This window comes from Paraglaciecola algarum (genome assembly GCF_021532655.1).
Taxonomy (GTDB): Bacteria; Pseudomonadota; Gammaproteobacteria; order Enterobacterales; family Alteromonadaceae; genus Paraglaciecola; species Paraglaciecola algarum.
Window position 1 is genome coordinate 401165 of record NZ_JAKGAS010000001.1, and the last position, 11614, is coordinate 412778.

9 protein-coding genes are annotated in these 11614 nt (G+C 39.4%); 8 read left to right on the top strand and 1 reads right to left on the bottom strand.

The genetic code is table 11. From position 1 onward, the window contains the following. Positions 1 to 52 precede the first annotated feature (52 nt). The gene (locus L0668_RS01735) at positions 53 to 490 is read left to right on the top strand and encodes a nucleoside deaminase (RefSeq protein ID WP_235310332.1); all 438 of its coding nucleotides are present in this window, start codon (positions 53 to 55) and stop codon (positions 488 to 490) included. 116 nt (positions 491 to 606) lie between these two features. Further along, entirely contained in the window at positions 607 to 855 is a 249-nt protein-coding gene (locus L0668_RS01740; protein ID WP_235310333.1) for a DUF3297 family protein, read from the top strand. 50 nt (positions 856 to 905) lie between these two features. Here the strand turns inward: L0668_RS01740 and L0668_RS01745 are convergent, their stop codons facing one another. Then, on the bottom strand, positions 906 to 2444 hold the full coding sequence (locus L0668_RS01745) for a LamG domain-containing protein (RefSeq protein ID WP_235310334.1): 1539 nt from the start codon (positions 2442 to 2444) through the stop codon (positions 906 to 908). Between the two features lie 411 nt (positions 2445 to 2855). Between L0668_RS01745 and L0668_RS01750 the strand changes: the two genes are divergently transcribed. The 6 genes from L0668_RS01750 to L0668_RS01775 all read left to right on the top strand — a co-directional run bounded on the left by L0668_RS01750 (position 2856) and on the right by L0668_RS01775 (position 11519). Next, positions 2856 to 3581, top strand: coding sequence for a LytR/AlgR family response regulator transcription factor (locus L0668_RS01750; RefSeq protein WP_235310335.1), 726 nt, complete (start codon positions 2856 to 2858; stop codon positions 3579 to 3581). A gap of 204 nt (positions 3582 to 3785) precedes the next feature. After that, entirely contained in the window at positions 3786 to 7145 is a 3360-nt protein-coding gene (locus L0668_RS01755; RefSeq protein ID WP_235310336.1) for a DUF1592 domain-containing protein, read from the top strand. Between the two features lies 1 nt (position 7146). Beyond that, positions 7147 to 8514: a DUF1552 domain-containing protein gene (locus L0668_RS01760; RefSeq protein WP_235310337.1), complete on the top strand. Its 1368-nt coding sequence runs from the start codon at positions 7147 to 7149 to the stop codon at positions 8512 to 8514. A 120-nt stretch (positions 8515 to 8634) separates the two neighbouring features. Next, the gene (locus L0668_RS01765) at positions 8635 to 9663 is read left to right on the top strand and encodes a sialic acid TRAP transporter substrate-binding protein SiaP (RefSeq protein ID WP_235310338.1); all 1029 of its coding nucleotides are present in this window, start codon (positions 8635 to 8637) and stop codon (positions 9661 to 9663) included. Next, positions 9638 to 10225 carry a TRAP transporter small permease gene (locus L0668_RS01770; protein ID WP_235310339.1) on the top strand — a complete coding sequence of 196 codons (588 nt, stop codon included), beginning with the start codon at positions 9638 to 9640 and terminating at the stop codon, positions 10223 to 10225. Before L0668_RS01765 ends, L0668_RS01770 begins: the two co-directional genes overlap by 26 nt. 13 nt (positions 10226 to 10238) lie before the next feature. Next, positions 10239 to 11519: a TRAP transporter large permease gene (locus L0668_RS01775; RefSeq protein ID WP_235310340.1), complete on the top strand. Its 1281-nt coding sequence runs from the start codon at positions 10239 to 10241 to the stop codon at positions 11517 to 11519. Positions 11520 to 11614 lie beyond the last annotated feature (95 nt).

The following is an 11614-nucleotide window of genomic DNA, read 5'->3' on the forward strand; positions in this document are numbered from 1 at the left end:
GTGAGTTGAAGAAGAAGATGTGGCAAGGGTTTCATTGAAAGAGGAACAAATTATGGATAAATTTTTACAAGCGGCAATCGATGAAGCCAAAAAAGGATTAGCGGCAGGCGGTATTCCTATTGGTTCAGTGTTGGTCATTGATGGTGAGATATTAGGGCGAGGGCATAATCAGCGAGTGCAAAAAGGCAGTACTGTGTTACATGCCGAAATGGATTGTTTGGAAAATACTGGGCGAATAAAGGCTGCGGACTATAAACGTGCGACTTTGTATTCTACTTTGTCGCCCTGTGATATGTGTAGTGGCACTGTACTACTTTACGGCATCCCTAAAGTAGTCATTGGTGAGAATAAAACATTTTGTGGCCCTGAAGAGTATGTGAAATCTCGTGGTGTTCAGCTTGACGTCGTCGATGATCCTGAATGTTATCAACTCATGCAGTCTTTTATTCAAACTAACCCTGAATTATGGAATGAAGATATTGGTGAATAAACCGCAGTTTGATTTTGCTGGGATATGAGCCATACAGCTATTGAGCGTTAACCCGCTATTGACTACAATGGCGCACTTTTTTAAATAAAGCTCCAATTATGGCAGGTCCAAATTCAATGACAGATACAAACACACGCCCAGATTTACCCGATCGTCTTTCTGGTGATTCTCGTAGTAAATATTTTGTAGAAGAAATTTTTGAACACGAGATTGGTATTAAACTTAATGGCAAAGAGTTAACTAATGTCGAAGAATATTGCATTAGTGAAGGTTGGTTAAAAGTGCCGTCTCCTAAGGCCCTTGATCGCCGAGGCCAGCCGATCTTGATTAAACTAAAAGGCAAGGTTGAAGCGTTTTATAAATAGCCTGCTTATAATCACTGAGGCATAGCCCACCCATGCCTCAGATCTTGATGTTATTTAGCTAAAGTCGTCTTTTCAAATTTTGCTACCCATTCCCCATCTAGCTGTAAAAAGTAGCTTCCTTTTGCTAAGCCTTTAACATCTAAGCTGTTATTGTAAGTAATGCCTTGCATCTGCTGTGTTAGATTTAATTTTTTACCTTGATTGAAAATACTGTAGTGGAATACGCCTTGCTCCATAGGAATAATTAAGCTGTGGTCGTCAGTTAATTCAATGTTTGTCAGGTTATTGAGTTTTGTTTCTAGGTCGTTAATCGTATTAAAGTTTGCCAAGTTAACCCATTGAGAAAATAATACATCGGAATTTTTGTTGGATGTTAAAGGTTTGATACTTGTGTATATAGAGTATTGCTCGTGCTCAGATAACTTTGTCCTAGAGGCCAATTGATAGGGTAAAAAGGCATAACCCGGTTGTACCGTTATGTCGCTTTTGGCAATTACCTGTCCTTGAGCATTTCTCAACTCAATCTGCAGAAGGCGAGCTTGATTGGTTTTGTACTCCATTAGAAATTCAATGTTTTTATTATCAATCAGTGCAACAGATGTAGGATTAATTGTGATTGATTCTGTATAGATAAGTGGATTTGAGCGTGAAATATTTTTGTCAGTTTGCTCATGTTTGGCATCAACTAAAAGATAGGCACGTACCCAATCATAATAGGCGACATTTTTTGCAGGATCGGCCAACTCTTGATCATTCGGCAGCTCTACCCAAGGAAATGGATAAGTTTCAGACACTAGATTCACACCCATAGGTTGATCAAATGGCTTATCTTTCACCTCAGAATAAAAGCGCATAAATTTGGGAGCACTATTGTTGTAATAAAAACTGGCTGAACTTTCGTTATGCCACCAACCACCGTAAGTGTTAAAACTATCAGATGCTAAGTTATCAGATTTAAACGTGACTTTAGGTGAGCGTAAGTCTTGCATTTTTCCATCACAGTCGGCATACCAAAAGTGGCCATTGGCGTGCATACCTTTAGCGAATACTTTACCGTTGAAATCTCCTCCACGACCGATAGACTCTTGAATGTCTAGCTCTAATCCATATCTGTCATTGCAGGGTTTTGGGCCTGGGAAGTCCCAGTTTCGGGTAGCAAGCCAAAACGTGGTAGACATAGTGGTTTTGGCCGCTTTAAATCGACTTTCGTAGTAACCAAAATAGGCCGTTTCTGTTTTAGAAATAACCGCACCGCCAGCAATACTGTAAGTACGTTCGGTGCCTTCTTGGGTCACAATATCTGCACTTGTGATCACTTTATCTTGTTTTAGCTTTTCTCCTTTGATACGCATTAAGCCGTCTTGTACTGATATTTGTGATGGCATGAAAATACCTGGTTCTCGGCCAGCCCAGCTTGGGTGATAATCAAACCATTTGGACTTGTCTAACTCGGTACCGTTAAATTCATCAGAGAAGGTTTCATTTAATATCCACTTTTTGCCTAAAGGAGGGCGAGGGGGCTCAGCTAACACACTTGAGCAAATAGTGGTTAATATTAGTGTGGGTAAGAGTGATGTTGTTATTTTCATGTTTGATAAAACCTTGATGTCATTGTTTAAATATTGTGCTTTTTAGATCTAACATAAGTTTGCTAAGTCGTATTTTTAACGGTTTTGTCATAGTAAATATATTTTTCAAAAGCACCTTAAAATAGTGACAAAAGGACTGTGTGAGGGATGAAAATAGTTAATGGCTATAAAATTGTATATGACTTGCTGTTTTTATTGATGAGCTCCTGGGCTAAAATGGATAAATGGGTTGGTGCAAATACCCCGAAAATTGACTTTCTCTTTACCGCATATAATTAGAATACAAATGGTGCTGATATGATGCTTGCAGACAAATTTTTATCTAAAGATTTCTTTTTTCTTGAGTTGAACGCGTGGCACAAAACCTACTTCACTCGGTTAATATCCTGTTGGCTTATTTTTCTGGGCTTTATGACATTTTATTGTTACAGCTATATTTTGCTGACCAATAACAATCATTACCAGTCTTTGTGGCAAGCCTTTCAATGTGTTTTGAAAGATTGGTTAGTATGGATTGCGGTTTCGCCCTTGTTGCTAAGTGCTGCCAAGCAAAATGTGTCTTGCCGAAACGGACAAGTATCTGCGCTAAGTTTATTGCTTGTGTGTGTTTCGTTAGCTGGGGTTTATCGTATTGTCATTGAACTATGGGTGAGCGGCTACAGTGCAATTACTACTTTCTATATTTATTTTCCTCGATACATTATTGCGTCGGTTTTAACTCTAGTCACTTGCTCTTACTATATTTATAAAGTGAATGCCGAACAAAAACTCAAACAGTATCAAATAGAAATAAGTCAATTTAAAAATATAGTAGTTAAACCTAAGCAAACATTTTTGGTCGATAAAGGCACAGCTAAAGTGGTTATTGAAGAAGACGATATTGTGTGTGTTATAGCCAATGGCAATTATTTAGAAATCCAAACTAGCTGTGAAAATTACTTATTTCGTAAAACGATGAAAGAGATGGAGGCGTTATTAACTCCAGATAAGTTTATCCGCATACATAGATCTCATATGGTTAGATTATCTGAAATACATAGTATTTGTCGTACAAAATTAGAAGCTAGGCTGTATAACCACAAAATTCTGAGAGTAGGAAAAAAATATTTGTTGGCACTGCCTCATTTCAAAGGTTGAATTGTTATAAATTAAAAAACGTAAGCTGGTTACCAAAATGCTAGTTGCAAACTTAATGTAAATTATTGTACAAATCGTTAACAAACCATTTGAATTTTGCTAGATTCACACTTGGGTTTAAATATATTTTTTTATATATAAATTTAATTGGCCTGCTACTTTGAATCGATTGGTTGGTGGCTGGTTTTTAAAGGGATCAATCTTTTGTTTGATAAACTACGTCCATATTCAATTTTACTAACCTGCTTTTTTGCGATTGTGGGTATATTGAGTATTTTTATTGTTGCGCAAGTCTACCCTTTGCAAGGAGTTGAAGGTCAAGGACTGAGCCGCTTTTTTGGGCGCTTCCATCCCTTAGCGTTGCATTTCCCAGTTACCTGTTTGGTATTAGTGGGGGTATTTGAATTATTAGCCCTAATCAAACCTATTGCCTATTTAAAACGTTTAGTTGGGCCTTTATTATTTTTCTCGGCTTTAACCTCAGTCGTCACAGTTGTTTTAGGACTGTTATTAGCTGCCAATGAAGGCCATCAGGGAGCTTTAGTTGAACGACACAGAATGTTTGGTATGTCTGTGGCGGTGTTGTCATGTGTGGCATTTGTGTTGTATGTCTTTGCACAAAAACACCTGACTAAAATAGTCGAAAATACTTACCGACTGTGTTTAATTACAGCAATTGGTTTAATGAGTTTTGCTGCTCACGATGGTGGGGCAATGGTGCATGGTCCAAAATATTTAGCTGAGCATTCTCCGCAAATATTGGTGCCTATTTTAACCAACCATTTGCCAAAAAATAATGCGTCTAACAAGACGATATCTGAAAATAATAAATCTGAGAATACCTATATTTCTGAGGCGACTTTAGGCCACTTTGACTCTGATGTGGGGAAATTTATTGAAAGCTATTGTTTGCGCTGTCATGGCGAGGGTAAACAAGAAGCTAATCTTAGATTAGATCAAATCGATCCGGCATTTTTAACGTTTAATAGCCAGCATGTTTGGCAAAGAGTGTTAGGGGCTTTGGGCTCTCACAATATGCCGCCCGAAGATGCTAAACAGCCGTCAGATCGTCAACGTATGTTGGCTATTGACTGGATACATACTGCGTTAGAAGAACATGCTCATGCTAGACGGGCCGATATGGCTAATGCGCCACTTAGGCGTTTGAATAAGCGGGAGTTAAATAATACTTATCAAGATTTGTTTAAAGTCGATGCGGACTTTGTCAGTGTGCTGCCTAGTGATCCTAAATCAGAACATGGTTATGACAATGATGCAGAATTACTTATGGTGTCTATGTCTGATTTAAAGGCTTATCACGGTATTGCTCGCCAAGCGGTACAAAGGTATGTGCAGTTTGGTTTACCTAGCAACAAAACCGACAAATATTTTGTTGAAATGGAAGATGTCTATCACTTTGCTCGCAGTGAAAGTCATACATTATCTTATCAACGAGCGGCACAGCCTTTGTCGGAAGAACAATTACAAGCCATCAAGTTATCACGGCAAACTCAAAGGCCCATTTACCGTGATCGCCCATATGGTCCGTTACCTTATGGCGATGTTCCTCAAGGTGAATCGAGCGCTGGTGAGGGGAGGGGCTTTGCTCGTTTACACGAACAGTTTATGTTATTGCAAACTTACCAAACTGAAGGTGAAGTGGTAGTGAAAGTCCACGCTGCCAGAGAAGCAGGGCAAGAAGGTGATAATAGTATTCCAAGATTAAGACTAGAAGCCGGCTGGCAAAATGCCCAAAGTTTGCGAGTTAAAAATGTAGGTGAATATGATATTACCGCCCCGCTGGATAAGCCTCAGGAAGTTGAATTTCGTTTTAGGTTAGAAGACATAATTGAGCCTAAGATGGCCAGAGGACATTGGGACAAGGATAACCGCTGGATATTATTGGTGCTGTCAAATGTAGCTCGTCATGAAAAGGGCATATTTGCGGCTTCAATTTATGGTCAGTCTGATCTGACATTACCTTCAGCTGACAAATTTAATAAAGTATTAATTGATCAAACTATTCAGGCAGAAAAACAACAAGTCAAAGGTTTAGCTGCTTGGCAGGAAAGTGGCGTGCCTACATTACGATTAGATGCTTTAGAAGCTGAAGTTATCCCTGTTAAAAGTGAACAAGATAGCCCGTTTATTATTCAATACCCAGGCGCCAATGCCAGCCTAGAACTAAAAAAACGCAGGTTGAAAAAAATCTTGTCTGAGTTTTTACCTGAAGTTTTTAGACGTGAACATATAGCTGAGTCTGAATATAAGGTGTATTTGGATCTGTTTGAAAAGCTTAGTCAAAGTGGCCAGTCATTTCCAGATGCGGTGCGTGAAACCATAGCCGCAGCACTTATTTCACCGTCGTTCTTGTATATTGGATATAGCCAGAATGAGCAAATGGCAAATTTAGACCCACAAGCTTATGGTAATCAATATTTAGCCTCAAGATTATCTTATTACCTGTGGTCATCTATGCCGGATAAAACCCTTAGGAAATTAGCTGAAGATAACGAGCTATCCGATCCTGCAATATTAGCGGCGCAGGTTGACCGCATGTTAGTTGATCCTAAAGCTCAACGTTTTACTCAGGTTTTTGCCAAGCAATGGTTACAATTGGCAAAGCTTAAGGACATCAGAATTTCAAAACAACACTATCCGGAATTTGGCTTGGATTTAGCTCAGTTGATGTCTGCAGAGAGTGTGTTGACCTTTCAAGATAATTTCCAGCAAAAACGAGATGCTAGAGAGTTGTATTTTTCCGAATATATGATGATTAATCAACAATTGGCTAGACTATATCAAGTGCCAAATGTGTTCAGTGGCGACATTAAACGGGTGCACACTGGGGCCTCTACTAATCGAATGGGCTTATTAACCCAGGCAAGTGTGTTAGCTATGAATTCAGATGGTGAAGATTCTCATCCGATTAAAAGGGGAGTATGGATGTTGGAACGGTTATTGAATGATCCACCACCTCCGCCACCGCCTTCTGTCCCCGAATTAGATACCAATAATCCAGAGTTGGCAGGTTTGTCATTAAAACAAAAAATCGAACAACATCGTGACTTAAGTGGTTGCTCTGGCTGTCACGAAAAAATCGACCCTTGGGGCTTATTAATGGAAAATTATGATGCAACGGGTATGTGGCGTACAAAAGTGAATGCTTATGAAAAAATTGAATTAGAAAAGAAGCAAAGAAGAGCCAAGAAGAAAAAGTATGAACTGACACTGATTGATACTCAATACGAGCTAAACTTAATTAATACAGTGCCAGTTGATGCCAGTTCTGTGTTGCCTGACGGTAGCCAAGTTAAGTCTTTAGCTGAATTTTCTGAATACTTGAAAACGAATCGTCAAACTCAGCTTATGCAAGCAATCGTGCATCATATGATGGTTTATGCGTTAGGTAGAGAATTGGATATTTTAGACGAACAAGAGTCTGAATTGATTTATTCTGCTTTTAGGTCGTCTGGATACAAGTTATCTGAACTGACTAAGGCAATCGTGCAAAGTGATGGTTTTACCAATAGAGCGCAATACGTTAACAAAGAGGTGCATTAAGATGTCTAACAAAGTGGTTAATTTTAATCGACGTACATTTTTGAAATCTGCGACTTCGTCTCTTTTGTTACCGGCTTTGCCATCGATAGCCACAAGTGCAGTGAATGCCAGTTCTAATGGCATTGGGCTGGCTGAAAAGGGGCAAGTTAAACGATTATGTTGTTTGTTTTTTGGTATGGGCGTGTCTTTACCGCCAAAAGATCATGTTGCACATAAAGATTGGCAATGGTTTCCCCATGAGTACGGAAAAGACTATAGCTTTTCAAAATCGAATATTGCACTGGAGCCGTTTAAACAGCAGCTTAGCTTTTTATCTGGTTTGTCGCATCCCCGTACAAGAGACATATTTGCTCATTCGACAGGGGGCTATTTTTTGAGTGGGGCCGATCCTTTAACACCTGCAGGTAATTCAATATCTGCGGACCAACTGCATGCTATGTATGCAGGCTCGCAAACTCGTTATCCCTATATCACTATGGGCTCTGAAGGTGGATTGGGAGATTTTCGTCGTCCCAATACTATGTCATATGCAGGTAGTGGTCAGCCAATTCCTTCTATCGGTTCGCCAAGAGAGGTGTTTAATGAATTATTTGGTGTACCAAGTGGTGATAAAGAATCGATTAGACAAGCTTTTGGTCGAGACCGTTCTATTTTAGATGCCATTTTGCCTGATCTTAAACGTTTGAATCACGCTATTTCAAATGACGATAAATCAAAATTAGAACAGTATGTATCTGCGGTTCGCTCCTTAGAAACTAGAGTAGAAAAAGCTGAAGAATGGCTGGATGTACCTAAGCCACACGTGGATGAAAAGCAATTTATTTTAGATGTTGATCCAATCCAAGATGGGCCTACCCAATTTATTGATAGCATGTATCAATTGATCCATACCGCCTTTTTAACTGACAGTACTCGCACTGTGGCTTATCAAAAAGTAAAAGAGTCTCCAGGGGGACTGGCCAATCGTTTTCCAGAAGCTATAGGCTTGCCTAATCATCATGATATGTCTCACGGTTTTAATAAAGAGGGGGGGTATGAAAATTGGGGAACCTATGACGCTTATCTTACTGAACGTTTTGCCGGATTTTTAAAACAAATGGCCGAAACAGCTGACCCATACGCCGAAGGCTCTTTGTTAGACAACACAATAGTCTTGTACGGCTCAACTACTAGCACAGTGCACAACCCCAGAAATTATCCTTTGATTGTGGCTGGTGGTCGTAATTTGGGGCTATCCCATGGCGCGCACCATCACTTTGCCGAAAGTATTCCTATGAGTAATTTATTGTTAACCCTATTACAGCAGTTAGGCACGCCCGTAGATTCATTTTCAGATAGTACTGGAACCTTGTCACATATCTTAGCTTAAAGACTAATATTAGCCTTAGAAGAAATATTAGCTTAGTGTAAACAGGCGTATTTAAAATGTTTGACAATAAACAATTGACAAAATTAGTGATTCATAACAGGATCTGTTTACATAAATGCAATGAATTTAACATCTACTATGTCGGTTATTGGTTATTTAGTATCGAGAAACTCAAGGTTTCTAGTTTTATTTCTAACTCTGTGGTTTGGCGTTAGTAGCTTTTCTGTTTGGGCTAAACAGGAAGTCAAACACCTAACTTGGGCTCATGTTTATGAAACGTCGGAACCTTTGCATAAATGGGCCGTGTGGGCCGCAGAAGAAATTAATAAACGAACAGAAGGACGTTACACTATAGATGTGTTTCCAGTCTCAATCATGGGTAAAGAGGCTGAACTTAATCAAAGTTTAAGTTTAGGTACTATCGATATTATTTATACAGGCACTAGTTTTGCCGCACAAAATTACCCTCCAATAGCTTTACCAGATTTACCTTATGTGTTTCGCGACTATCAACATTGGCAAAAATTTAATGACAGTGATTTGTTTATCGAGTTGGCCGAAGGGTACAAGCTAGCCTCAAGAGGTAATCGCATAGTCGGTAACAACTATTATGGGCAAAGGCATGTAACGTCTAACAAGCCAATAAAGTCACCCAAGGACATGCTTGATTTAAAACTGCGTGTGCCAAATGCATCAATTTTTAAAATGTTCCCTTTAGCGGTTGGCGCCAACCCCAGTCCGATAGCATTTTCAGAGGTTTACTTAGCTTTACAACAGGGTGTAGTCGATGCGCAAGAAAATCCATTGCCTACCATCAAAGCTAAGAAGTTTTATGAGGTGCAAGAATACATAAGTTTAACTGGCCATCTGCAAGGAGCAGTCATTTCAGTAGCCAGTGATAGATTATGGAACATGTTATCTGATACTGACAAAGTGATTTTTAGCCAAGTATTTAAACAAGCCGCGGCTAAAGTGTCTGCTGATACCCGTCAATCAGAGAAAGATTTGATTTCATGGTTTGAAGAGCAAGGTGTAACCGTGTTAACCGTTGATAGAAGTGCATTTCGTGAAAAAGTGCTACCGACTCACGTAGAAGCAAAACAAAGATTAGGAGCCGATTTGTATGACCGATTACAAAACATCAGATAATGCAGGTAATACAGATGAGGTAGATGCCTTAAACTTTGATATAGAAGATGATGAGCCTTTTGCTTATGCTGATTTTCGCTTTGAAGATTGGGTGGCTTTTGTGTTGTTCTGGTTATTGGCCATTACTTTGTTTTCACAATTTTTGAGTCGGTATGTGTTTTCTTCTCCTTTAGGTTGGACAGAAGAGCTGGCGCGTTATCAATTAGTCGCTTTAGGTTTTATTGGCGCATGTATGGGCGTACGAAAGAACACACATATTTTTGTTAGCCTGTTTCATCGCTGGATGCCACAAAGCTTGTCGACCAATATTTATCGTTTCATCGCTTTATGTAATTTAGTTTTTTTGTGCACTTTAGCCTATTTTGCATGGCAAATAATTCCTCTATTAGAAATTCACAAAATGGCCTCATTAGATGTGTCTGTGAGTGTTTTATATAGCGTCGTGTTTGGCGGATTATTGTTAATGATATTTCGTGGGGTACAACATTTAATCAGTGTGTTGACTTCCACACCTTTTACTCATTCTGCTAGTGATGATAGCACTCAAAACTCTTTAGATTAGGCTGAATCAATTTATGGTTATTGCAATTTTATTGGTGTCTTTGTTTGTCATGATTATGCTGGGATTCCCAGTGGCTTTTGCTTTGGCTGGATCGGCATTATTGGCAATTTTTTATGATGGACAAGTACCTGAATTAATAGTGTTACATCGCATGATAGGTGGCATGGATAGTTTTCCGTTACTCTCCATCCCATTTTTTGTGTTGGCTGGTGGGTTGATGAATTCAGCGGGTATCACCACCCGTATCTTTAACTTTGCTAACGCCATGGTTGGCTGGATGCGTGGTGGTTTAGGCCATGTAAATATTAGTGCTTCTATTATGTTTGCCGGTATGTCTGGTGCTGCGGTTGCTGATGCTGGTGGCTTAGGTGCTATTGAAGTGAAAGCCATGCGTAACAAAGGATACGACGCGGGTTTTGCAGTGGGTATTACCGCTGCCTCTTCAACTATAGGCCCTATCATTCCACCTAGTTTACCTATGATTATTTACGGTGTGATGGCAGGAGCTTCAATTGGCCAATTGTTTGCGGCTGGGTTTGTGCCAGGTTTATTGATGGCCATTGCTTTGATGGTGATGGTGGCTTATTACTCTAAAAAACGTAATTACCCCAAAGACGCGGGCTTTAGTCCAATACGTTTAGGTAGAACATTTAAATCGGCATTTTTATCTTTAATGACGCCAGTGATCATTATTGGTGGGATTTTATTTGGGGTGTTTACTGCCACTGAAGCCGCGATCGCAGCGGCTGTATATTCGTTATTTTTGGGAACCGTTGTTTATCGTTCACTCAGTCTAAAAAAACTGGTTAAAGTCAGTATGGAAACCATAGAAACTACCAGCATTATTTTGATGATCATTGCCGGTGCAGCAATATTCTCTTGGGTGTTAACCAGTCAACATGTGACTGAAGATTTTACTAGGTGGATGTTAACTATTACTGACAACAAAACCTTATTGTTATTAATGATCACCTTTATTTTATTCGTTGTTGGGTGTTTTATGGAAACCATAGCCGCGATCACAATTCTAACCCCTGTGCTTTTGCCAATTGCTGTGAGTTTAGGCATTGATCCAGTTCATTTTGGTGTCGTCATGGTGCTTAATTTAATGATTGGGTTATTAACCCCGCCAGTAGGTATGGTGTTGTACGTGCTGTCACGTGTCACTAAAGTGCCATTTGAAGAGTGCGCAAAAGCAACTATTCCTTTCGTTATTCCACTGGTAATTGTGTTGTTATTAGTCACCTTTATCCCTCAGTTGTCCATGTGGTTACCCCAGCTTATTTACGGTTAAAGGTGTGTTGTTAGATTAGTTGGTAAATTGGCCTATTTTGCTAAATAGGCCAGATGATTGAATTTGTTACAACTTTAAGATATTGAGACATACGG

Coding starts and splice junctions, on each gene's coding strand:
- L0668_RS01740 (WP_235310333.1), top strand. CDS start 607: ATGACAGATACAAACACACGCCCAGATTTACCCGATCGTCTTTCTGGT.
- L0668_RS01765 (WP_235310338.1), top strand. CDS start 8,635: ATGAATTTAACATCTACTATGTCGGTTATTGGTTATTTAGTATCGAGA.
- L0668_RS01775 (WP_235310340.1), top strand. CDS start 10,239: ATGGTTATTGCAATTTTATTGGTGTCTTTGTTTGTCATGATTATGCTG.
- L0668_RS01750 (WP_235310335.1), top strand. CDS start 2,856: ATGACATTTTATTGTTACAGCTATATTTTGCTGACCAATAACAATCAT.
- L0668_RS01745 (WP_235310334.1), bottom strand. CDS start 2,444: ATGAAAATAACAACATCACTCTTACCCACACTAATATTAACCACTATT.
- L0668_RS01760 (WP_235310337.1), top strand. CDS start 7,147: ATGTCTAACAAAGTGGTTAATTTTAATCGACGTACATTTTTGAAATCT.
- L0668_RS01735 (WP_235310332.1), top strand. CDS start 53: ATGGATAAATTTTTACAAGCGGCAATCGATGAAGCCAAAAAAGGATTA.
- L0668_RS01770 (WP_235310339.1), top strand. CDS start 9,638: ATGACCGATTACAAAACATCAGATAATGCAGGTAATACAGATGAGGTA.